The organism is Nocardia fusca NBRC 14340, assembly GCF_001618425.1.
Taxonomy (GTDB): domain Bacteria; phylum Actinomycetota; class Actinomycetes; order Mycobacteriales; family Mycobacteriaceae; genus Nocardia; species Nocardia fusca.
Genome location: NZ_BDCU01000017.1, coordinates 33,394 through 54,947, shown reverse-complemented (window position 1 = coordinate 54,947; position 21,554 = coordinate 33,394). Strand labels below are relative to the sequence as shown.

Annotated in this window: 19 protein-coding genes and 2 pseudogenes; 6 read left to right on the top strand and 15 right to left on the bottom strand. The window is 68.1% G+C overall.

The genetic code is table 11. The annotated features are described in order from the left end of the window. Window positions 1-80 precede the first annotated feature (80 nt). From NF4_RS06680 to NF4_RS06660, 5 genes and pseudogenes are all read right to left on the bottom strand, one after another. Entirely contained in the window at window positions 81-833 is a 753-nt protein-coding gene (locus tag NF4_RS06680) for a L,D-transpeptidase (protein WP_063126433.1), read from the bottom strand. Between the two features lie 119 nt (window positions 834-952). Next, window positions 953-3,064 carry an amylo-alpha-1,6-glucosidase gene (locus NF4_RS06675; RefSeq protein WP_063126432.1) on the bottom strand — a complete coding sequence of 704 codons (2,112 nt, stop codon included), beginning with the start codon at window positions 3,062-3,064 and terminating at the stop codon, window positions 953-955. 69 nt (window positions 3,065-3,133) lie between these two features. Beyond that, a pseudogene (locus tag NF4_RS06670) lies at window positions 3,134-4,154 on the bottom strand (glycosyltransferase family 4 protein); the annotation flags it as partial. 268 nt (window positions 4,155-4,422) lie between these two features. After that, entirely contained in the window at window positions 4,423-4,707 is a 285-nt protein-coding gene (locus NF4_RS06665; protein WP_063045284.1) for a hypothetical protein, read from the bottom strand. Between the two features lie 218 nt (window positions 4,708-4,925). Then, complete coding sequence (locus NF4_RS06660; protein WP_063126810.1) at window positions 4,926-5,588, bottom strand: cyclodeaminase/cyclohydrolase family protein; 663 nt, start codon at window positions 5,586-5,588, stop codon at window positions 4,926-4,928. A gap of 130 nt (window positions 5,589-5,718) precedes the next feature. Here NF4_RS06660 and NF4_RS06655 point away from each other — a divergent pair, with 130 nt between their 5' ends. Next, window positions 5,719-6,759, top strand: a complete 1,041-nt coding sequence (locus NF4_RS06655) for an LLM class F420-dependent oxidoreductase (protein WP_063126431.1) — start codon at window positions 5,719-5,721, stop codon at window positions 6,757-6,759. Window positions 6,760-6,830: 71 nt separating this feature from the next. On the opposite strand, the gene NF4_RS06650 is transcribed toward NF4_RS06655, so the two are convergent. The 7 genes from NF4_RS06650 to mftR form a co-directional block, all read right to left on the bottom strand. Further along, on the bottom strand, window positions 6,831-7,169 hold the full coding sequence (locus NF4_RS06650; RefSeq protein ID WP_063126809.1) for an STAS domain-containing protein: 339 nt from the start codon (window positions 7,167-7,169) through the stop codon (window positions 6,831-6,833). A 46-nt stretch (window positions 7,170-7,215) separates the two neighbouring features. Next, on the bottom strand, window positions 7,216-9,546 hold the full coding sequence (locus tag NF4_RS06645; RefSeq protein ID WP_063126430.1) for a SpoIIE family protein phosphatase: 2,331 nt from the start codon (window positions 9,544-9,546) through the stop codon (window positions 7,216-7,218). Window positions 9,547-9,562: 16 nt separating this feature from the next. Beyond that, window positions 9,563-10,207 carry a SpoIIE family protein phosphatase gene (locus NF4_RS06640; RefSeq protein WP_063814519.1) on the bottom strand — a complete coding sequence of 215 codons (645 nt, stop codon included), beginning with the start codon at window positions 10,205-10,207 and terminating at the stop codon, window positions 9,563-9,565. Further along, entirely contained in the window at window positions 10,200-10,625 is a 426-nt protein-coding gene (locus NF4_RS06635; protein WP_036513668.1) for an anti-sigma regulatory factor, read from the bottom strand. Before NF4_RS06635 ends, NF4_RS06640 begins: the two co-directional genes overlap by 8 nt. Then, entirely contained in the window at window positions 10,603-10,992 is a 390-nt protein-coding gene (locus tag NF4_RS06630) for an STAS domain-containing protein (protein ID WP_030521383.1), read from the bottom strand. The genes NF4_RS06635 and NF4_RS06630 overlap by 23 nt, the downstream gene beginning before the upstream one ends. A gap of 12 nt (window positions 10,993-11,004) precedes the next feature. Next, complete coding sequence (locus NF4_RS06625) at window positions 11,005-11,907, bottom strand: STAS domain-containing protein (RefSeq protein ID WP_063061185.1); 903 nt, start codon at window positions 11,905-11,907, stop codon at window positions 11,005-11,007. A 117-nt stretch (window positions 11,908-12,024) separates the two neighbouring features. Then, window positions 12,025-12,642, bottom strand: a complete 618-nt coding sequence (mftR, locus tag NF4_RS06620) for a mycofactocin system transcriptional regulator MftR (RefSeq protein ID WP_063126429.1) — start codon at window positions 12,640-12,642, stop codon at window positions 12,025-12,027. 295 nt (window positions 12,643-12,937) lie between these two features. Between mftR and mftE the strand changes: the two genes are divergently transcribed. From mftE to NF4_RS06605, 3 genes are all read left to right on the top strand, one after another. After that, window positions 12,938-13,636 carry a mycofactocin biosynthesis peptidyl-dipeptidase MftE gene (gene mftE, locus NF4_RS06615; RefSeq protein WP_084532976.1) on the top strand — a complete coding sequence of 233 codons (699 nt, stop codon included), beginning with the start codon at window positions 12,938-12,940 and terminating at the stop codon, window positions 13,634-13,636. Next, window positions 13,633-14,850 (top strand): pre-mycofactocin synthase MftD, encoded by a 1,218-nt coding sequence (mftD, locus tag NF4_RS06610; protein WP_063126427.1) that lies wholly within the window; start codon window positions 13,633-13,635, stop codon window positions 14,848-14,850. Before mftE ends, mftD begins: the two co-directional genes overlap by 4 nt. A 210-nt stretch (window positions 14,851-15,060) precedes the next feature. After that, window positions 15,061-16,737, top strand: coding sequence for a fumarate hydratase (locus NF4_RS06605; protein WP_063126807.1), 1,677 nt, complete (start codon window positions 15,061-15,063; stop codon window positions 16,735-16,737). A 100-nt stretch (window positions 16,738-16,837) separates the two neighbouring features. Here NF4_RS06605 and rph read toward each other — a convergent pair whose 3' ends face one another. Together rph and NF4_RS39765 are read right to left on the bottom strand one after the other, a co-directional pair. Continuing rightward, a complete protein-coding gene (gene rph, locus NF4_RS06600) occupies window positions 16,838-19,456 on the bottom strand; it encodes a rifamycin-inactivating phosphotransferase (protein WP_063126426.1) in 2,619 nt (872 codons plus the stop codon). A gap of 202 nt (window positions 19,457-19,658) precedes the next feature. Then, window positions 19,659-20,047 (bottom strand): annotated as a pseudogene (locus tag NF4_RS39765) (LysR substrate-binding domain-containing protein). A 65-nt stretch (window positions 20,048-20,112) separates the two neighbouring features. Here NF4_RS39765 and NF4_RS39085 point away from each other — a divergent pair. After that, window positions 20,113-20,484, top strand: coding sequence for a DMT family transporter (locus tag NF4_RS39085; RefSeq protein ID WP_063126424.1), 372 nt, complete (start codon window positions 20,113-20,115; stop codon window positions 20,482-20,484). Here NF4_RS39085 and NF4_RS39965 read toward each other — a convergent pair. Next, window positions 20,458-20,769 carry a GNAT family N-acetyltransferase gene (locus NF4_RS39965; protein WP_198165245.1) on the bottom strand — a complete coding sequence of 104 codons (312 nt, stop codon included), beginning with the start codon at window positions 20,767-20,769 and terminating at the stop codon, window positions 20,458-20,460. The two genes, NF4_RS39085 and NF4_RS39965, sit on opposite strands and share 27 nt — an antisense overlap. 487 nt (window positions 20,770-21,256) lie before the next feature. Here NF4_RS39965 and NF4_RS06585 point away from each other — a divergent pair, with 487 nt between their 5' ends. Then, complete coding sequence (locus NF4_RS06585) at window positions 21,257-21,460, top strand: cold-shock protein (RefSeq protein WP_039825274.1); 204 nt, start codon at window positions 21,257-21,259, stop codon at window positions 21,458-21,460. Window positions 21,461-21,554: the final 94 nt, after the last annotated feature.

Below are 21,554 nucleotides of genomic sequence, written 5' to 3'. Positions count from 1 at the left end.
TTCATTGTTCTAGTGGATCGGCGGCCGGACCGCAGCGCGGGGGCGGGCACCGGGCGCGGCAGGCGCGCCCGGTGGCCCGATCACCAGTGGATGTTCACGGGATCGCCGATACCGACGTTCTCGTAGTACCACGAGGCGTCGCCGGGAGCCAGATTGATACAACCGTGACTCACATTGGAGTTGCCCTGCTGATCGACCGACCAGGGCGCGGAATGGACGAAGACACCGCCCCAGGTGAGCCGCTCGGCCCATTCCCCGTCGATCAGGTAGCCCTCCGGGGAATCCAGGGGGATACCGATGGTCCGGGAATCGAAGATGATGTTGCGGAACTTCTCCAGCACCGGGTACGTGCCGGTGGGCGTCTCGTAACCGGGTTTGCCCATGGACGCGGGCATGATCCGTACCACCACACCACCCATGCTGACGGTGAAGGTGTGGGTGGACATGTTCGCGTCGGCGATCACCCCGCCGTTGGTCTGGAACTGGGTACGGCGGTCACCGAAATTCACGGTGAGCGTGCTGTTCGCCGGCAGGTATCCAGTGGGCGTCCAGGTCAGTTCCCGGTCACCGCGCCAGGTGTAGGAACCGGGCAGCCGATCGCCGGCGGTGACCGATAGCGACTGCTCGGCGCGGGCCCGATCTGTGACCGCGTCGGAGAACCGGACGGTAACCGGATGGGCGATGCCGACGAGAGCACCGTCGGAGGGAGTTACCGAGGCCACGGGTGCGGGGCCGGGCGGATCGATTGTCATGGCGTTCGCCCCCGCGGGGGCGACGGCCAGCGAGAGCGCGATCGCGATCGCTAGAAAAAGATGCCGGGCAACGATATTCATGGTTCCACCCCTTACGGACGACTGGTGGACAGACGTCCATCCTAAGGGGCCATGATCAACTCAACCACCCAAGATATCGTCCCGGCACCCGTTCGCGATGTAGACACACCGCGCGATTGCTATTCGGTGACGAGTTTCCAGTCGTCGGGCAGCCCGTGGACGTGCATGGTGGAGCCCTCGGCGTGGATGCTCACCGTGGCAGAGCCCAGTCTCAGGTCCGTCAGGCCCACCTTGCCCCATTCCCGGGGCAACTGCGGGGTCACCCGCAGGACACGATGCGGTACACACGGCGAGAGTCCGAGGAAGGAGCGCACCAGCAGCAGCGGTGCCGCGCTCGCCCACGCCTGCGGGGAGCAGGAGGTGGGGTAGGGCACCGGCGAGCGGAACTCGGTCCGGGCGAAACCGCAGAACAGTTCCGGCAGCCTGCCGCCGAAGTCGATGGCCGCGTCGAGTAGCCCGGTGGTGAGGCGCTCGGCCAGGTCGGAGGCGCCGGCGATATGCCGGTACCGCAGCAGTCCGGCGACCGCGATCGCGGTGTCGTGTGGCCACACCGAGCCGTTGTGATAGCTCATCGGGTTGTAGGCGCCCATTCCGGCAGCGAGGGTGCGCAGGCCGAAACCGCTGTCCATACACGCATCGGCCAGTCGTTCGATGAGTTCGGCGGCGCGCTCGTCGGATACGATGCCGGACCACAGGCATTGAGCGGCGTTGCTGGTCAGCGCGTCGACCTGGTTCTTCTGGCCGTCCAGGGCCACGGCGTACCAGCCGTTCTTGGCGACCCAGAACGCCTCGTCGAACCGGTCCTTGAGGTTTTCGGCCTGTTCGCGCAGCCGGGCGGCGGTGCCGGTATCGCCGAAATGATCGGCGAGCTGGGCACGGGCCATGCGGGCCGCATACACATAGCCCTGGACCTCGCACAGTGCGATGGACGGTTCGGCCGGGTGGCCGGAGGCGTCGTTGATCGCGTCGAAACTGTCCTTCCAGCCCTGGTTGCTCAGGCCCCGATCGGTTTTCCGGCGGTATTCGACGAACCCGTCGCCGTCGGCGTCGCCGTATTCATCGATCCAGGCCAGGGCCGCGTCGGCGGCCGGGAGCAGTTCGCGGACCACCTGGTCACCCGCCCCCCAGCGCCAGCATTCGGCGAGCAGCATCACGAACAGCGGCGTCGCGTCGACCGAACCGTAGTAGACGGTCCCCCCGAGTACCTGGCCGCTGGCCGGGCCGTGCCGCATCTCGTGCATGATGCGCCCGGGCTCCTCCTCGGTGATCGGGTTGACCTTCGTACCCTGCAGATCCGCCAGCCGGCGCAGGGTGCCGACGGCGAGCGCCGAATCCAGCGGCAGCGCCATCCACGACGTGAGCAGACTGTCCCGGCCGAACAGCGCCATGAACCAGGGGGCGCCCGCGGCCACATACGCCGGAGCGCCGTCGGTGCTGCCGTCGATGCGCAGCGCGCCGAGATCGCTCTCGGTGCGCTGCAGGACCTCCGACAGGGCCGGATCGGTGGCGGTGAGGTCGGTGGCGGTGGCCCGCCACGCCTTCAACCGGCTGATCGGGCTGTCCTCGTCGTCGCCGAACGCCATCGGCACCCGGCGGTGCGACATGACCGGATGGGCCAGGATCTCGGTATCCCAGCGCCCGCGGGCCGGCACCACCACCTGCCAGGTGATGGTGCCGGGCAGCATGACCGCCCCGGCGGTGGCGCTGATGGTCAGGCCGCGTCCGGGTTCGGCATGGTCGGTCAGGTGCAGATCGCCGTCGACGGCATTGTGCTCGGCGCCGCCGCCGTGGTTACGGCCCTCCTTGACCGCGAACAGATCCGCGAAATCGGAATCGACGAACAGGGTGATGGTCATCGCCGTGTCCTCGTGCCCGAGGTTGCGCACGGTGATCGTTTCTTTGAGCCCGTTGCCGATGAGCCGCCGGCGCACCACCAGCACGGTGCTGTCGGCGACTCCGGCGCGCGGGGGTTTGCGCAGGATGAAGCGGCCCTTGAAGGCTTCCGGTGTGAGCACCGTCAGGTGTTCGGCCGGTTGCCCGTCCAGGCGCAGCTCCCACCGTGAGATCACCCGGGAGTCCCGGTAGAACAGGCCCTGCGAGGTGCCGGAATGGATATCGCCGAGGGGGTCGGACAAGCAGAAAGTGCTCGCCTCGACCAGGGTCACGGTCCCCCCGCCGCCATTGATGGCGGCGGGTTGGCCGGAGTTGAGAATTCTCGGCGGTGCGTTCATGCCCTACTCCATACCGGTGTCGTGCCTGGGCGCTGCTGTGGGCTTCGTCCCACGCATCGAGTATGCGGTAGTAGGCCGTCTCGTACCCGGCACCCAGCTGATCCACGCCGAAATAATCTTCGACGCGGCGCCGGCACGCGTGCGGGTCCAGCTCGCCGGCGCGGGCGATGGCCGCGGGCAGTTCGTCGGGGTGATCGCAGATGAAGCCGGTGACACCGTGCTCGATCACTTCCTCGACCGCGCCGCCGCGCAGCGCCACCACCGGGGTGCCGCAGGCCATGGCCTCGATCATCACGATGCCGAACGGCTCTTCCCAGCGGATGGGGAACAGCAGGCAGCGGGCGCCCGCGAGCAGTTCCCGTTTGGCGACCGCGTCGGCTTCCCCGAAGACGTGGTCGGTATCGGTGAGCAGGGGCTCGATCTCCTGGGCGAAGAACGCCTTCTCCGGCGGCTCGTTGCATTTACCGGCGAGGATCAGCTTGATCCCGGCCTCGTGCGCGGCGCGTAAGGCGAGATGGGGGCCCTTGTAGGAGGCGTAGCGGCCGAGGAACAGCGCATAGTCCTCCTTCTCGGTCCGGAAGGGCCATTCGCTGGGCCGCAGCGCATTGTGCACCCGGCCGATCCAGTTGAAACTCGGCGCCAGTTCACGCTGCCGGTCGCTGATCGCGACGAGGCGGGTGTGTTCGTCGAGGGCACCGTAGTACTCCCACATATCGTTGTCGACCGGTCCGTGCACGGTGACCGCGGTCGGAATGCCCAGCGCCTCGTAGGCGGGGGCGTTCAACGGGCCGGCGAAAGTATGGTCGTGGATGATGTCGATATGCCGGGAGCGGGCCAGTTTCTCCACCACGCGCCGCACCTTGAGCGCGTTGACCACTTCCGGGAAGGGGTCGCCCAGCCGCTCGGCCTGCGTACTCTCCCAGACCGGGACGAATTCGGCCTCGGTACCGGGCTTTCCGGCGCCCAGTAGCGTCACCCGGTGACCACGGGCGATCAGGGTATCGGCGAGTTCGGCGACCACGGCCTCGACGCCGCCGTAACCGGCCGGGGGGACATCGAAATAGGGCGGGGCCACCAACACGATGTTCAGCGGGTGGTTCCGGCCGTTACCACCGAAGCGGGCGCGCCGCGGTTTTCGTGCCGGAGTATCCGATTCGGATTCCGCATTCGTGAATATGGTGCTCAACTCTTCCTCCTCTACTAGTGGCCGCGCGGCATACGCCAATCGCCACCCGGCCAATGGGTGGAGCTGCTAGAGAACCATTCGGTGCGAGTTCGTACCGCTATCGAAAGCGCGCCGGAATACCCGGCGCCGGAAGAGGCGTGACGGGCAGCTGTTTCCACCCGTCACGCGGGAATCAATCGCCGTAGTGCGCGGACCGCCCGGGCGAAATGCCGAACGTGGGGCGATCCGGGGCGGCCGAAGCGATGGCCAAGGTGAGACGGGCCCGTCTGCGGACCTGACATTCGGGAGAACAGAGCCGGTGGATATCGTGTGCGCGCCGGGCCTGGCCGAGCGTCAACACTCCTGGATCCGCCGAACAGTCGGCGATATTGGATACGACTCCGTGTTCGGTGATGACATCGATACCTGGGTCGGGGAGTTCCGCCGCGACCGGAGCCGATGTGTACCCGATCCTCACCGTTACCTCCTGCACTCGTCGAGCTGGGGCAAACAGTTCCCCGGCCGCCGGTGCCCCGCCGGCCGGTCTAGCTGCTCGAGCCTGGGTCGAGCGGTGGAGCAGTGTGAATATCAGGAACGAAGCCCATTCTACGCGTGCTCCGTTCTGCACTTGATCTCGAAAAATCCCAGTTCGGCATAAACCTGGTTAATTCCCGCGTGCTGATATGAGTACCCGAATCATCCGCCACGAACCGCCTGAAGCACCTCCTGGTGCAGTGTTTCGGCGCGGTCGGTGATTTCCTCGATCCGCGCCGGCACCTCCGTGAAAGCGGCGGCGTGTTCTTCCGGAAGCGAGACGACATTGATCTCGATATTCAGTTGGGAGGTCACCACGGCGGCTCGCGCCGCCGCGGCGGCCGCGCCGATATCGGTGACCACGTTCGGGTTTCCGATCGGCAGCAGTTCGGTTGCCAACGCGAGGATTTCGTCGGCCGCGTCGATCACCGCGGCGGGGACCCGGGCGGCCTCCAGCAGCGCGTCGTGGATCGCCGCCGTCCGTGTGGTGGCTTCGCTGTCGCTGCCCTTCGGGAGCTTGTAGGCGGCACCGACGGCGGTGAAGGCGGCGGCGTCGGCGTCGGCCAGTGCCAGCGCGCCCTCGCGGGCGATGTCGGCGGCCGCGATGATGCGGTCGATCACCGGCCGGTGGTCGGCGTCCTTGGCCCGGGTGGTGTAGCGCGCGACCATGGCGACCAGGGCGGCCGCCTGCGCCGCGTGCAGCGCGGCTACCGCGCCGCCACCCGGCGCCGGTATCTTCGCCGCGAGTTCGCCCAGGTAGTCGCCGATCGGCGAACCCGCGAAACCGCTGGCGGTGTGCTGTGGCGATTGGGTGGGCTCCGACACGATTCGGCCTTTCTCGATCAAATTTGCCAAAAGTTAGCTGCAGTGTTCGCTGTGCTATCGGGTTCAACCTACCGCGTCGCCCGGCGTGGCCGGTGCGTGGCCACCCCGTAGCCGGGATTATGTTGAGGGCATGCGGATCGGATTGAGCATCAACTACTCGGGTGGCTTCACCGAGGCGGCGGCCGAAGTGGCCGATCTGGAGCGCGCCGGGCTGGACATCGTGTTCGTGCCCGAGGCGTACTCCTTCGACGCGGTGAGCGCGCTGGGCTATCTCGCCGCCAAGACCTCCCGGCTGCAGCTGGCATCGGGGATCCTGCAGCTCTACACCCGGACCCCTACGCTGACCGCGATGACCGCGGCGGGGTTGGATTTCGTCTCCGACGGCCGGTTCGTGCTCGGCCTGGGTGCCTCCGGACCGCAGGTCATCGAAGGTTTCCACGGCGTCCCCTACGATGCGCCGATCGGACGGACCCGCGAGCTCGTGGAGATCTGCCGTAAGGTCTGGCGCCGGGAACGGCTGGACTACCAGGGCAAGTACTACCAGATTCCGCTACCCGAAGGGACCGGCACCGGTCTGGGCAAACCGCTGAAGCTGATCAATCATCCGGTGCGCGAACGTATCCCGGTGCTGCTCGCCGCACTGGGTCCCAAGAACGTGGCACTGGCCGCCGAGGTCGCCGAGGGCTGGCAGCCGATCTTCTTCCTGCCCGAACGCGCCGACGCGGTCTTCGGTGACGCGCTGCGGGCCGGAAAGGATCGGCGCGACCCCGAACTCGGGCCGCTCGACATCTACGCCGGACCGGCTCTGGCCATCGGTGAGGACGTGGAGCCGCTGCTGGGCTTCGTGAAGCCCATGCTGGCGCTCTACATCGGCGGAATGGGCGCCAAGGGCAAGAATTTCTACCACACCCTCGCCACCCGCTACGGCTACGGCGCGGAGGCCGACCGGATCCAGGAGCTGTACCTGGCGGGCAAGAAAGAGGAAGCGACACAGGTGGTTCCGGACGCGCTGGTCCGCGATATCTCGCTGATCGGTCCGGCCGGATATGTGAAGGAACGGGTCGCCGCGTTCGCCGAAGCGGGCGTCACCGTGCTCAATGTCGCGCCGCTGGCCGCGACACCCGCCGACCGGGTCAAGCTGATCGAACAGTTCCGCGCGATCTGCGACTGATCCCGCCCCGGAAACGGCTCGGGCCGGGCCGGCGGAGCGCTCCGCCGGCCCGGCCCGAGCCGTTTCCGGGTTCAGCCCGCCCGGAGGCCGGCCAGAGCCGCTTCCAGCGTCGTATGCAGGGCGAAGACCTGGTCCAGAGCCGTCATCTTGAGCTGCCGACTGGTGGCGGGCCCGTCGGCCACCAAGGCGATCGTGGTCTTGTCGCCGGCCCGCTGATGGGCGGCGACCAGCGCGGCCATGCCGGCCGACGCCAGGAAGCTCACGGCGGCCAGGTCGACGACCAGGCCCGCCGGTTCGGCGTCGAGGGCGGCGTCGATCGCGGTCTCCAGGGCAGGAGCCGTGGCGAGATCGACCTCTCCGGTCACCGTGAGCACGGTGACACCGTCGTGGTCGGCGACCGCGGTCGTCATCGTATCCGTGAGCGGGTTCGCGTCTGGAGGAGTATTGGTCACATCATCACAATCTGCCATGAGTCTCTCGATCTCGCTGCATCGTATCCCCGCCGGACCGATTACCGGTCCCGCGCAGGGCGCTGGCCACCGGGAACGTGATCGCCGGAAGCGTGACCGACATCCGTACCCGGGTTCCGGGTCCCAGGTGGTGATCTATTTCGAGTTCTTCGGTGAGCGCCCGCATCATATCGATGCCGCGACCTCGCGGTCCCGGATCGGCCGGACGCGGACGCCAGGTCCCGGTATCGGTGGTCTCGATGACCACCCGGTCGCCTACGCATTCGGCGGTGAGCACCACCCGTTCGGCGTCACCGCCGCCGTTGCGATAGGCGTGCTCGATACTGTTGCTGCACGCCTCGTTGGTGGCGGCCACCAGATCCGAGGTGAGGTTGTGCGGTACCGCCGCGGACGACAGCCATGCTGTCAGCGTACGACGCAGCATGGCCAGCCGGTCCGGGCGGGCCGGTACATCCAGCCGGAGCGGGGCGGGCGGCTGCCGGTAGACCACCATGGCGATATCGTCGTCGTATCCGCCCTCGGGCCGCAGCGCCGACAGCACCGAGTCGGCGACCTGGCGCGGCAACTTCTCCGCGGTATCGGCCAGGATGGTGGCGATCTTGGTGAAACCCTCGTCGATATCCTCCCCGCGGCGTTCCACCAGACCGTCGGTGAACAACACCAGGGTCGATCCGGGCGGCAGCGGTGTGGTGGCCTCCGGCCGGCGCGGAATCTCGAAGGTCGCCAGCGGTACCGACCGGCCGCCCTCCAGCATCCGCCCGGTCTTGTCCACATCGGCCAGGATGGGCGGCATATGGCCGGCGTTGCTGTACCGCACCAACCCGCGCACCGGATCCAGCACCGCCGCGCAGACGGTGGTGCACAGCGCCCCCGGAATCCGGGCCGCCACCGGGTCGAGTTCGGTGAGCAGCTGGGCCGGCCCGGCGCCGCGCAGCAACAGCGCGCGGGCGGCGGTACGCAACTGACCCATCACCACGGCCGCGGACAGGCCACGGCCCACACAGTCGCCGACCACCACGCCGATGGTGCCGTCGGGTAGCGGGACCACGTCGTACCAGTCGCCGCCGATCTCGAGCGGCGGCAGAGCCGGTTCGTAGTGCACCGAGAACCGCGGCGGGAGTTCGATGGGACCGAGCATGGCGCGCTGCAGGGTCAGTGAGGTGGAGCGCGCCTGATCGAAGTTGCGGGCGCGCTGGACGGCCAGGCTGAGATGGCCGATGAGCAGCGAGAACAGCGTCCAGTCGGCGGCGTCGACGACCCGCGGGACGGCGAAGCGCAGCCACAGCGCGGCATCGCTCTTCTCGCCGAGCGGCGCCACGATGCCCTGTGCGCTGCCCGCGCCCTCCGGGACTGCGATGAGCGTGCGGCCTGGCCGCACCCGGGCACGTTTGAGAATCGCCTCCGTCGCCGGTTCGAGCCGGGAACCGGTCGCGGCGGCCGGGGGATTGCCGGAAATATAGACCTCCGGCGGGGTGAGACCGGCCCAGACCGCCACCACCGCGGTCTCCGCGCCGACCGTGCGCCGCAACTCGTCCAGCCCCACCTCGAGGACCTCGGCGACCGTGGTGGCTGCGGCCAGCGCGGTCGCCAGCCGGTTCGCGGCCTGGTCGCGCGCCTGGGCGTCGTGTTCGGCGGTGACATCCCGGACGGTGCCGACGAAGATGTGCTCCTCGCCGTCGGGTTTGACCAGCGCGCTGGTACTCACCGCGATCCAGCGGCGGCGACCGTCCCGATGCTGGACCGGTACCACGAAACGGGACGCCTCGGTACCCAGGTCGGGGTAGCGCGGGCCCTCCGGGATCGACCAGGGATGCGGCAGCGGATAGGGCACACCGGCCGCGCCGTAGCCGGTGAGCTCGCCGAACGCCTTGTTCACTTCGATGATGGTGCCGCGGGCGTCGGCGACGAAGAACCCGTCCTGCAGCGATTCGACCAGGGCGGTGCGGAATTCGTCGCGCCCGGCCAGATCGTCGGCCCGGGACCGCTGCTGCTCGTACCGGCGGGTGCCGTCGAGGTAGCCGCGGGTGGCGACATCCAGCGTGATCAGGGTCTGCAGCAGGAATTCGAGCGCGTTCTCGGCGAGCAGATTCTCCGTATGGCCGGCATCCTGCGGCCCGGCCGTCTCACCGGCCTCGGCCTGTACCTGTTTCGCCACCCGGAAGTGGTGCTCGGTGAGATCGAGCAGGCTGATGCCCTCGACCAGCGCCCGGCGGCCCAGCTCGTGCCCCTCGGCCAGGCCGTCGCCCTCCGGGTCGGCGAGATGGCGGCGCAGCGCGTCGGCGTAGGCGTCGAGGAACGCCGCGAGCACGGTGCTCATCGCCGGCCTCGCCGGATCACGACTCTTCCCGCTGGGCGGGTCCGTTCGACACGCCCCGCACCCGTGCCGCGAGCACCAGGGCGTCGTCGGTGTCCTTGGCGTGCCGGCTCAGCAGCTCCTGGACGATATCGGCGGTCGATTTCGCGAGGTCCACACCATGGCCCGGTTCCGCCTCCACCCCGTCGGTGGACATCAGCAGCAGATCGCCGGGCCGGACCGGAACGGTGTGCGGTTGCAGGGTGGACGGCAGCCGGTATCCGACGATCCCCCCGCTCTGTAGCGCGGTGGCGCTGACCTGCGGGCCGGTGGGGCCCGCGGTCAGCACGATCGATTCGATATTCCCGACACCCAGCCACTGCGTTTCCTCCGCGCCGAACAAAGCCAGGGTGACCGCGGCACCACGAGTATCGGACATGGCCCGATGACACAGCACCATCAGCACATCCAGTGGCTCGGCACGGTTCTCGGCGAGTACCCGGGTCGCGCGATCCACCGCGGCGGCCGCGGCCGCTCCGTGGCCGAGACCGTCGAGTACAGCGAACAATACGGTGCCGGTACCGGTGTCCAGGACGACACACCGATCCCCGGACACATCCTGTCCGGGGAGGGGGCGGCCGGCCATCGCCCATTCGATCCGGCCGATGAACCCGTCCTCATGCACCGTGGGGTACCCACTTCCACATCTCCACCAATGTGCCTCGGCCGGGCGCGGATTCGATGGCCATACCGTCCATCAGCCGTTTGGCACCGGGGAGACCGAGCCCCAGGCCCAGTCCGGTCGAATAACCGTCCTCCATGGCCCGCGCGATATCGATGATCCCGGGACCCTGATCCTTGGCCTGGACCACCAGGGCGCGGCGGCCGTCGCGCTCGTCGACCTGCAGCCGGATCTCGCCGCTACCGGCGTAACTGGTGATATTTCGCGCGACCTCCGAGATGGCCGTGGAGATCATGGTCCGGTCGGTGAGCGTGAAGCCGAGTTCCTCGGCCAGCTCGCGCCCGGCCTGACGTGCGGTCACGATGTCGTTCGACATCTTCACCGCGATAACCACCTGTTCAGCGGGCACTGTCACGACCATCTCGGTGCTGGCGCCGCGAAGCCTTGTGGTTCAGCCAGGCCAGGCCTTCCTCGAGATCCAGTGCGGTGTGCATGTCCTCGAAGGTGAGGCCGAGCTGCACCATGGCGAACGCGACCTCGGGTTGCAGGCCCACGATGACGGTCTCGGCACCGCGCAGCTGGGTCATATGCGCGATGGTGCGCAGTGATCTGGCCGCGAAGGAATCCATCACATCGATGGCCGTCACGTCGACGATGATGCCCTGCGCGCGGTATTTGCTGACCTGCTTCATCAGGTCGTCCTGCAATCGCTCGGTATCGGCATCGGTCAGCGCCGACTGCACCGACGCGATCAGATAGGTGCCCTGTTTGAGTATCGGTACTGGCATAGTAGTTTCCGGTCAGCGCGAATCGCGTTCGCTGCGCTCGGTCACTCTGGACACTTCGTAGCCCAGTAACCGCTCCGCTTCCTCGATACCGCCCTGCAGATCGCCGACCGCGTTCATCTTCGACAGGTCCAGACCGATGGTGACCAGTGTCAGCGCGATCTCCGAGGACAGGCCTGTCATGATGACGCTGGCGCCCATCAGGCCCGACGCGTCGACCGTCTGGACCAGGTGGTTGGCCACCGTGGAGTCGATATCGGGCACACCGGTGATATCGATGACCACGACCTTGGCGCGATTGTTGCGGATGGCGCGCAGCAGTTGTTCGGTGAGCTGCCGGGCCCGCTGACTGTCCAGTACGCCGATTATCGGCAGGATCAGCAGTTGTTCGCGCACCTGGAGCACCGGAGTGGACAGCTCTCGAATGGCTTCCTGCTGCTGTCGGATGACGCGCTCGCGTTCCTGCACGAACGAGATGGCCACGGTGTTGGCGATCCGATTCGCTGCCGGTTCGTACGCGTCGAGGACGGCATTGAGGAGATCGAAATTGGATTGGTACTTCTCGAACAGCGAACGGGCCAGCACGTCGCGCAGGAGCAGCACCATGCCGAGGACCTCGTCGGTCTCCACCCCCCGCGGAATGATGCGTTCGGAGAGATCGCGGGCGTAGGCCTGCAGCGCCTCGACGCTACCGGTTTCCAGCACCTCGACGTAGTTGTCGTACACCGACGTCGCCTCGGAGAAGACCTCGTCGGGTGTCATCGCGGTGAGCAGGCGGGCCTCGGTGATCCGGCGGGCCCATTCCTCTCGGAGCGCAGTGCGGTTCTGGCGTAGATGTTCGACAAGCTGTGGGAGCAGATTGTCAACGGCTCCCGCCGCCAATGAGTCCGCCGAAAGGCCCATGGACACCTCGGACATGTAACTTGTGCCCCTTTCGACGGCGGTCGGATACATCATAGATTTTCCGGCGGTCGTGCCGATACCGAGCCTAGTCATACCCCCGCGCCCATACTGGTGAAACCTGCCGGTCCGGTTCTACCGCGCCGGTGTGAGCGGCGTCGCGCCGGGGGTGGCGAAACCCCGTTCCAGCGCCGCCAGCGCCCGATCGAGGTACGCGGTGAGATCCGCGTCCGCCCGGGCCAGCCACGCGTCGAAGGCCGCACGGGCGGCGGCCAGCGTGGTGCGGCCGACCGCCATCGGGAGCAGCGAATCGGCGGGTTCCCCGAGCCGGCCGGCGGCGAACTCGCCCACCGCTCGCTCCCACGCGTCGTAATGGGTGCCGGCGGTGGCGGCCAGCGCCGGCACATCGGCGACCAGTTTCATCCGCATGCGCAACTCGGGGACATCCTCGGCGCGGTACCGGTTGGCGTTCACCACCACCCGCCGGACCGCCGCCATCATGGGTTCGGCGTCGGGCACGGTGGCGAACGCGGCACGGAGCGCGGCGACCTCGTCGTCGAACGAGTACCAGAGCACCTCCGCCTTCCCCGGGAAATAACGGAAGAAGGTGCGACCGCTGATTCCGGCCGCGGCGGCGATCTGCTCCACGGTGGTCTCGTCGAAACCCTGCTCACTGAACAACCGCATCGCGATCAGCTCGAGCTCGCGTTTGGTGGTTCCCCGCGGGCGGCCGCGGGAGTGCTGTGGTGTCACGCGGTAATACTGCGCTGCTGCCACCGTGTTCGGGGGCGGTACCCCTATGTTTTTCGGCCCCGCCGGCGGCGTCGCGGGGCCGGGCCTCGGGTTCCGCCGACTCGTACGGGTTGCGCCGGTACCCGATCCCCGGCCGGGCGCGGCCCTCGCGGTCCGGGACGCGGGCCGCGGCGAGCGGCCCCGCCGGGAGCGGACCTCTCACTTCCGGGTGGCCGGTCGGAGTCGTACTCTGCGGGCCACTCCCGAGTGCGGGCCTATTGATTATGTCAGTGACTGACGTTAATCTCGGCCCATGATGGTGGCGGACCTCACATCGCCCGACGTGGACGCGCTGCGCGCCGCCGCGCCGGTGCTGGTGGTGCCGGTGGGCGCGACCGAGCAGCACGGACCGCATCTGCCGCTGTCCACCGACACCGATCTCGCCGCCGCGCTGTGCGCGGGTGTGGCCGCGCGACGGCCCGATGTGCTCGTCGCCCCCGCGATCGCCTACGGCGCCAGCGGGGAGCACGCCGGATTCCCCGGCACGCTGTCGATCGGGCTGGCGGCCCTGGAACTGCTGATCGTGGAACTGTGCCGTTCGGCGACCGCGACCTTCGAGCGGATCGTGCTGGTCAACGGGCATGGCGGCAATATCGAGGCGCTGCGCCGGGCAGTGGACCTGCTGCGGCGCGAATCCCGCGATATCCGGCTGTTCCTGCCACGCCACGACGGCGACGCGCATGCCGGACGAACCGAAACCTCGCTGCAGTTGGCCCTGGACCCGGACCGCGTGCGCGCCGACCGCGCCGAACCCGGTGATACCCGGCCGCTCGCCGAGATCCTGCCGCGGCTGCGGGCCGGCGGGGTCGCGGCGGTGAGCGCCAACGGTGTGCTCGGCGATCCCACCGGTGCCACCGCAGCCGAGGGCGCCCGGTTGCTCGACCTGCTCATCTCCCAGTTGTACGACCAGATCCGGCAGTGGTGGCCGGAACCAGTGGAAAGGATCCGACCATGAATCCGTGGTTCGAAACCGTCGCCGAGGCGCATCGGCGGGCGAAGAAACGGCTGCCGAAATCGGTGTACGGCGCGCTGGTGGCCGGTTCGGAACGCGGGCTGACCATCGACGACAACCAGGCCGCCTTCGGCGAACTCGGCTTCGCCCCGCATGTCGCCGGGCCCATCGGCGAACGCGACCAGTCGACCACCGTGCTGGGTCAGCGGATCTCCATGCCGGTGATCATCTCGCCCACCGGCGTCCAGGCGGTACATCCCGACGGTGAGGTCGCGGTGGCCCGTGCCGCGGCGGCCCGCGGCACCGCCATGGGGCTCTCCTCGTTCGCCAGCAAATCGGTCGAGGAGGTCGTCGCCGCCAACCCGGCCACGTTCTTCCAGCTCTACTGGTGCGGCAGCAAGGACGATATCGCCGGGCGGATGGCGCGCGCGAAGGCAGCGGGCGCGGTGGGCCTGATCCTCACCCTCGACTGGTCGTTCTCGCACGGCCGCGACTGGGGCAGCCCGGTGATTCCGGAGAAACTGGACCTGAAGACGATGGCGAGTTTCGCGCCGCAGGTGGTGGCCAAACCGCGCTGGCTGACCCGCTACCTGAAGTCGGGCTCGCTGCCCGACCTGACCGCACCCAATATGGCGCTGGGCGAGGCGCCCGCGCCGGGTTTCTTCGGCGCCTACGGGGAGTGGATGGGTACGCCCCCGCCGGACTGGGCCGATGTCGCCTGGGTCTGTGAACAGTGGGACGGGCCGGTCATGCTCAAGGGTGTGATGCGCGTGGACGACGCGCGGCGCGCGGTCGACGCCGGTGTGGCCGCCATCTCGGTGTCCAACCACGGCGGGAACAACCTCGACGGCACCCCGGCCTCCATCCGGGCTCTCCCGGTGGTGGCGGATGCGGTGGGCCACGAGATCGAGATCCTGCTCGACGGCGGGATCCGCCGCGGCAGTGATGTGGTGAAGGCCGTGGCGCTCGGGGCGCGGGCGGTGATGATCGGCCGCGCGTACCTGTGGGGTCTGGCCGCCAACGGACAGGCCGGGGTGGAGAACGTGCTCGATATCCTGCGCGGTGGAATCGATTCCGCGCTGCTCGGGCTGCGCAAGACCACGGTCACCGACCTGGACCGGTCCGACATCGTGATCCCGGAGGGTTTCGAGCGCCGGCTGGGCGTCGACGCGGCGGCGCAGCTCCGGGTTCCGGAATCGGCCTCGGAAGCGGTGTAGCGCTGTCGCCGTGCGTTTCGTGGTCTGGGTGCGCTGGATTCGGACGGTCGCCCACCGGAGCGGCCGCCGGGTTACGATTTAGGTTTGCCTAACTCCAGGTGGGGCGGCCGCCGGTCGCTACGCTCGCTGTGCCAGACCCCCGGCGCAGTGGCCTTCACCGGCGGCTGCGTCGTGTTCGACCCGCAGCCCACTTCCAAAGGAGTGCGATCGGTGACCGCGCCCGAGTTCCGCTATTCAGACCTGCTCCCGATCGGCGCCGACGACACCCCGTACCGGCTGCTCACCACCGAGGGTGTCAGCACCTTCGAATCCGGCGGCCGGACCTTCCTGCAGGTCGACCCCGAGGTCCTGCGATTGCTGACCGCCGAGGCGATGCACGACATCAGCCATTACCTGCGGCCCGCGCATCTGGCCCAGCTACGCCGGATCATCGACGATCCGGAGGCCAGCGGTAACGACCGTTTCGTCGCGCTGGACCTGCTCAAGAACGTGAACATCTCGGCCGGCGGCATCCTGCCCATGTGCCAGGACACCGGTACCGCCATCGTGATGGGTAAGAAATCGGAGGGCGTGCTCACTGGTGTCGACGATGCCGAATGGATCAGCCGCGGCGTGTTCGACGCCTATACGAAGCTGAACCTGCGGTACTCCCAGCTCGCGCCCCTCACCATGTGGGACGAGAAGAACACCGGCTCCAATCTGCCCGCGCAGGTCGAGCTGTACTCCACGCCCGGCGATCCCGCGCAGCCGTCCTACAAGTTCCTGTATATGGCCAAGGGCGGGGGTTCGGCCAACAAGTCGTTCCTGTACCAGGAGACCAAGGCCATCCTGAACCCCACCCGGATGCTGGAGTTCCTCGACGAGAAGATCCGCTCGCTGGGTACCGCGGCCTGCCCGCCCTACCACCTCGCCGTGGTGATCGGCGGTACCAGCGCCGAATTCGCGCTCAAGACCGCCAAGTACGCGTCCGCGCACTACCTGGACAACCTGCCCACCGAAGGGTCGATGACCGGGCACGCCTTCCGCGATCTCGAACTCGAGCAGGAGGTCTTCAAACTGACCCAGTCCTTCGGGATCGGCGCCCAGTTCGGCGGTAAGTACTTCTGCCACGACGTCCGCGTGGTCCGGCTGCCCCGGCACGGCGCGAGTTGCCCGGTGGCGCTCGCGGTGTCGTGCTCCGCGGACCGGCAGGCGCTGGCCAAGATCGCCCCCGAGGGTGTGTTCCTGGAGCAGCTCGAACGCGAACCCGCGCAGTATCTGCCCGAGCAGACCGACGAGATCCTCGGCGGCGATGTGGTGCAGGTCGATCTGAACCGGCCGATGGCCGAGATCCGCGCGGAACTGTCGAAATACCCGGTGAAGACCCGGCTCTCGCTGTCGGGTCCGCTGGTGGTTGCCCGCGACATCGCGCACGCCAAGATCAAGGAGCGGCTGGACGCGGGCGAGGAGATGCCGCAGTACCTGCGCGATATGGCCGTGTACTACGCGGGGCCGGCCAAAACCCCCGACGGCTACGCTTCGGGTTCCTTCGGCCCGACCACCGCGGGCCGGATGGACTCCTACGTCGACCAGTTCCAGGCGGCCGGTGGGTCGTTCGTGATGCTGGCCAAGGGCAACCGGTCGGCTCAGGTCACCAAGGCGTGCAAGGAACACGGCGGCTTCTACCTCGGCTCCATCGGCGGTCCCGCCGCCCGGCTCGCCCTGGACTGCATCAAATCGGTGGAGGTCCTGGAGTACCCCGAACTGGGTATGGAAGCGGTCTGGAAGATCGAGGTGGAGGACTTCCCGGCGTTCATCGTGGTGGACGACAAGGGCAACGATTTCTTCGCCGAAACCCAGAAGCCGATCGCGCTGCGGGTGCGCACCAGGTCCAAAGAGCGCGTCTGAGCCCTCGGGCACCGAGTGCGCCGCGACCGGCGTGGAATATCGCGGCTTCGAGCGCGGGCCTACGGAGTGTCGAGTTCGTAGGCCTGGGCCGCCCCGAATCTCACTCGTCCGGCCGGGACAGGATCTCGACGTACCCGTCCGTCCCGTTCACCCGGATCCGCTGTCCGTCCCGGATCAGCCGGGTGGCATGCTCCACACCCACCACGGCGGGCAGGCCGTACTCGCGGGCGATCACCGCGCCGTGGGTCATCAGCCCGCCCACCTCCGTCACCAGGCCCGTGATCGCGACGAACAGGGGAGTCCAGCTGGGATCGGTATAGGCGGTGACCAGGATATCGCCCGGTTCGAGATCGGCCTGCGCCATATCCGGGACGACCCGGGCGCGCCCTTCGACGGTCCCGGCGGACACCGGCATTCCGGGTAGCGCGCCGTCCGGTACATCCGCGCGCCGATACGCACCCGTGACGGCCTCGCCGTCCGAGGTGAGCACGCGGGGCGGCGTGAGCGCCCCGTACGAGCGGAATGCGTCCCGCCGCTCGCGGATGAGTTCCGCACTCACCCGGTGCGTGCGCACGACCTCGCGGAGTTCCTCGAATGTCAGGAAGAAGATATCGTCGGGCTCGTGCAGCACCCGGGCCCGCACGAGACGCTCGGCCTCGCGCGACAGAGCTTGTTTGTAGACCCAGTAACGGCTGACCATGCCGTATTTCGGATACTCCCGGTACCCGGAGAAGGTGCGGACCCGGTCGATCATCCGCGTGGTCTCCTCGGCCTTCCGGTCCCCGTCCGGTAGGGCGCGCAGCCGCTCCAGCAGTTCATATGCTTTCCGCTCGGCCTGGAGCCGGCCGTCCTCGAAGCGTCGTGCGCCGGCGCCCGGTTCGAAACTCCTGATGTTGTTGACAATCGTCGGCACGAGCGCGGCGGGGTGTTCGCTCCAGCGCGGCCGCGTGATGTCGATTTCGCCGGCGCAGCGCATGCCGTACCGGTCGAGATAGGCGTCGATGGCCGCGCGTGCCGCACGACCGCCCGGCAGCTGTGCCAGTTCGTCCAGGAAACCGGTTCCTTCGGCACCCGTATCCTCGATGTGCCGTAGGAAGGCCACCACCTCCGGGTGCGGCCGGATCACATCGGCGACATCGAGCAGCGCCAGACCCATCTCCGCGGTGACGTTGTGCGGAACCGATTGCGCGAGGATGTCGGCCGCGTTCTTCTCACCCAGCCATTCCTGCAACTGATCGTTGAGCCACCAGGTGGCCTCCATCCCCGCCTTGATGGCCTGCTGGCTGCGTGGGTGGAACAGTACCCGGCGCAGCTCTTGGATATCGGCCAGGACGAAGTCGACCAGCTCCGGCCCGGATTTGGTTCCGATATCGCGTTTCAGGGTCTCGAGGGAGGCCTCGCTGTCCGCGATCAGCTCGGCGACCACGGCCGGATCGGCCTCGATCAGGGTGGAGCCGGCGCCGGCCAGCGGACCGCCGGGCTCCTCGTCCGGGGTCGGCGGGAGGAAGTCGTCACGCTCGAGGACGGTCCGCAGCGCGTCCCCGGTCAGCGGATCGGATTTGCCGAAACCCTCGACCATGGCCGCGCGGGTCGCGGGCGTCGCCAGCCCCCTGGTGGCATCGACGAACAACCGGCCACCCGCGTGCCGCATGGGCGCCGGGCTGGTCAGCTGCCATACGGAGATTCCCAGTGGCTTCATGGGGTCGGTCATCATCTGCTGATGACCGACGGAGATGTATACGTGGTTTTCGTCGTCGTCGGCCTCGGGAATCGGGAACAGTGTGGTGATCGGCCGGCTCTGCACGATGCGGAACCCGTCGTCCACCAGGCACCATTCGATATCCTGCGGACTGCCGAAATGCGCTTCGATGCGGCGGCCCAGCTGCGCGAGGCGCACGATCTGTGCGTGGGTGAGCACCGGCCGGTTCTGCCGTTCCGGCTCGATCTCCTCGACCCGCGTGCCGCCCTCCGGTGCGGCCTCGACAGCGACCCGTTTCGTGGCGACCGTCTCGGAAACGACTTCGCCGTCCCGCACCGTGTAGACATCCGGGTTCACCAGGCCGGAAACCAGGGCTTCGCCGAGGCCGAACCCGGCGTCCACGGAAACGACCTTCCGGTTGGACGTGAGGGGGTCCGCGGTGACCAGAATGCCGGCCGCCTGCGGAAACACCATCCGCTGCACGACCACCCCCATCCGCACTTTCCGCTGATCGAAGCCGTTGCGCAGGCGGTAGGTGACGGCTCGCTCGGTGAACAGCGACCCCCAGCACCGGCCGACGTGCCGCAGCACCGCCTCCGGTCCCACGATGTTCAGGAAGGTGTCCTGCTGCCCGGCGAACGATGCGGTCGGCAGATCCTCGGCCGTCGCGCTGGATCGGACGGCACAGGCGTCCTGCGCCCCGAGCCGGGCGAGTGCGCCGGTGATCGCCACCGCCACATCGCCGGGAACAGCGCATTCTTCGATCGCCGCGCGGATCTCCGCACTCAGCACCCGGATCGACTCCCGGTCCTCCGGTTCGAGCTGCGACAACCGGTCGATCCGGTCGTCGATCGCCGGCACTTCGGCAACGACTCGCTGGAAGGCGGCCGTCGTCACGCAGAAACCCTCCGGTACCGCGGTACCTTCGATCCGCGACAGCTCGGCGAGGTTCGCGCCCTTGCCGCCGACGGTCGCGATCTGCGTCCGGTCGATCTCTTCGAAGCCCAGCACATAACTCATCCGCCGCTCCTCACCTGGTGGTTTGCGCATCAGTGGGCGATTATGGACCACAATTCGGCGTCTCATGAGGGCCGCGGATCGTGTATAACGTGGAAGGGGGATGGGGCAAGCCGGCTGGGCCTGCGCCCATCGGCCGGGATCTACTGAACACTCTCGAGCAGCTACCGCGGTCGGGGGCCCGTCAACTCTTCCGCCACCGCGGTCACGGCGGCCAGGCCGGCGGCGACGAGGGGATGTCCGCGGCCCCGCGGCGTGTGGCGGCGATGATCACGCGGGTGGGTCGCGTGGCTCCGTGCAGCGGTATCCGTACCACCCGATGGTGGTCCGGAACGGGCACCATGCGCGGCAGCAGGCACACACCGAAACCGTGTGCGACGGCGGCGGATACGGCGAACCACTCCTCGAGGTGGTGGGTGATGCGCGGCGTGAAACCGGCCGCGGCGCACGCGGCGACGAGCACCTCGTGGAGTCGTTGTGTTCGGGTTTCACGATCCAGGTCTCGGTGGCCGCGTCGGCCAGTTCGACCGCGTCGCGCCGGGTGAGCGGGTGTTCTTCGGGGACGAGCAGGTCCTGGGCATCGTCGAAGACCACCGTCTGCTCGAATCCGGGGATCGTCGACCACCCTCGGGCATTCGGCCCTGGGGATCGCCCTGCCGGTGGCCGCGTGCCTCGGGTTCCCCGCCGGGGTCGCGAGCAACGGCATCACCGTGTTCCAACCGCAGATCCTGGTCCTGGGCGCGACGGTCGCGATCCTGTCCGCCGTGATCCCGTACTCCTTGGAAATGACCGCGCTGAAGCGTATTCCGGCCGGTACCGCGGGAATCCTGCTGAGTCTGGAACCCGGCGTCGCGGCGCTGGCCGGTCTACTCGTTCTCGGGCCCGTCGAGCTGATCGCGACCCGGGTCTGTCACGAGTCGTTCGCGTCGCGCTGTTCTCCGAGTCGATCTCACCGGCCGTCGCCATCAGAGCGACGCCTCCGGAAAGTCTTGCTTACAGGCCATTCACCGGCTTGCCGGGTCGGTAGGTAAGAGGCTGAAGAGCACTGAGTCGCGACGGCCTCCCTTGAACGGGAGGTGGGACCTCAGGAGCCCTTCGCGCGTGAATCCACTTCGTTCAGCGACCTGTTGCGAGGCCGAGTTGTCCGGGCCGCAGGTCAGCTCCAGTCGCGCGACGGCGAGGTCGTCGAAAGCCCAGCGGGCCAGCAGCCGCACGGTTCGTGTGGCACTGCCACGGCCGCGTGCGTGGCCGGCGAGCCAGTATCCGACCGCGGCCCGCCCTTCAGCGACCGCGACGTCGTAGATGCCCCACCCCACACCCGGCCGGGGTCGCCGGCGTCGACGATCGCGAAACCGATCGCCTCGCCGCGCAACCGAGCCGATTCTTCCCCGCCTCCTGCCAGCTCAGCTGGTGCTGTTCGGTGAAGGGCTCGCTCGATCCCCATGAGAACCGCTGACACAGGGGGTCGGAGAAACCGGCGAATCTCTGTGCGTGATCGCTCGGACGCCAGGCGCGCAGGCTCACGACTCCGTCGGTGAGTTCGGGATCGGGAAACAGCAACTCGGGCATGGACGAAAACTACGAGACGATCCACGAGGGTGTCGCTTCGTTTTCGGCCGGCGCCGACGCCGGAGTTCGCCGCAGAGACCCGGCTGTCGAGGACCTGCCGTCTTCGAAATCACCCCCGCTGAGCGTGCGCTACCTCACCCTTTCGGGAGCGGCGGCCGATCTATGGCATGCTGGTAGGCGAGCACGGGTTGTTGAAGTGATCGCTCGGCTCGCAACAGGAAGTAAAATAACAGTATGTCGCAAGGCAGTGTGAAGTGGTTCAACGGCGAAAAGGGCTTCGGGTTCATCGCGCAAGACGGTGGCGGTCCTGACGTTTTCGTCCACTACTCCGCGATTTCCGGCTCCGGCTTCAAGTCCCTCGACGAGGGACAGCGTGTCGAGTTCGAGATCGAGCAGGGCCAGAAGGGCCCGCAGGCTCAGAGCGTCCGCGCCATCTAGGAGCCGACCAACAAAGAAACCCGCGCCACGGCGCGGGTTTCTTGCTGTCCGGGCACCGTGCCGGGGCTGCGGTTCGGCCGGTCACCGGCGAGGA